2 tRNA genes and 2 rRNA genes are annotated in these 583 nt (G+C 53.0%); all 4 read left to right on the top strand.

Annotation, left to right across the window (positions count from 1 at the left end):
• Positions 1 to 119, top strand: a 16S ribosomal RNA gene (locus ACFSUS_RS29100); the annotation flags it as partial.
• Positions 120 to 165: 46 nt separating this feature from the next.
• A tRNA-Ile gene (locus ACFSUS_RS29095) sits at positions 166 to 239 on the top strand.
• 16 nt (positions 240 to 255) lie between these two features.
• Positions 256 to 329 (top strand) — tRNA-Ala (locus ACFSUS_RS29090).
• 120 nt (positions 330 to 449) lie between these two features.
• Positions 450 to 583, top strand: a 23S ribosomal RNA gene (locus ACFSUS_RS29085); the annotation flags it as partial.

Here is a 583-nt window from a genome sequence, read left to right as displayed (position 1 = left end):
CATGGGAGTTGGGGGGACCTGAAGTTCGGGGTAACAACCGGACAAGGGTAAATCTGGCGACTGGGGCTAAGTCGTAACAAGGTAGCCGTACCGGAAGGTGCGGCTGGAACACCTCCTTTCTGGAGCCAATTAAGTGCTACTATTGATGTCAATATGCAAAGTGCTGGGCTTGTAGCTCAGGTGGTTAGAGCGCTACACTGATAATGTAGAGGTCCGTGGTTCGAGTCCACGCAGGCCCACAAGTAAAATGTAAATGGGGGATTAGCTCAGCTGGCTAGAGCACCTGCTTTGCAAGCAGGGGGTCAACGGTTCGAATCCGTTATTCTCCACATGAACCATTCGGGTTCATATGTTCTTTGACCTACAGGGAGAGACTTACACTGGTAAAGCTGGTGTAAGGTGATAAACAAGTAAAGCGTTGCTAGTACGAGTTTTAGAGTAAGAGCGTGCAACACGCAGCAAAAGGGCGCCTGGGGGATGCCTAAGGCTTCTGGTGGCGAGGAAGGACGTGGCAAGCGACGAAACACGGTGGGGACCCGCTGGCAGGGGCTGATCCACTGGTCTCCGAATGGGGCAACCCACT

Origin of the sequence: Spirosoma soli, assembly GCF_042684525.1 — a bacterium.
Taxonomy (GTDB): domain Bacteria; phylum Bacteroidota; class Bacteroidia; order Cytophagales; family Spirosomataceae; genus Spirosoma; species Spirosoma soli.
Note: the sequence above shows the minus strand (reverse complement) of the source record. Positions and strands in the feature narration are given on the sequence as shown.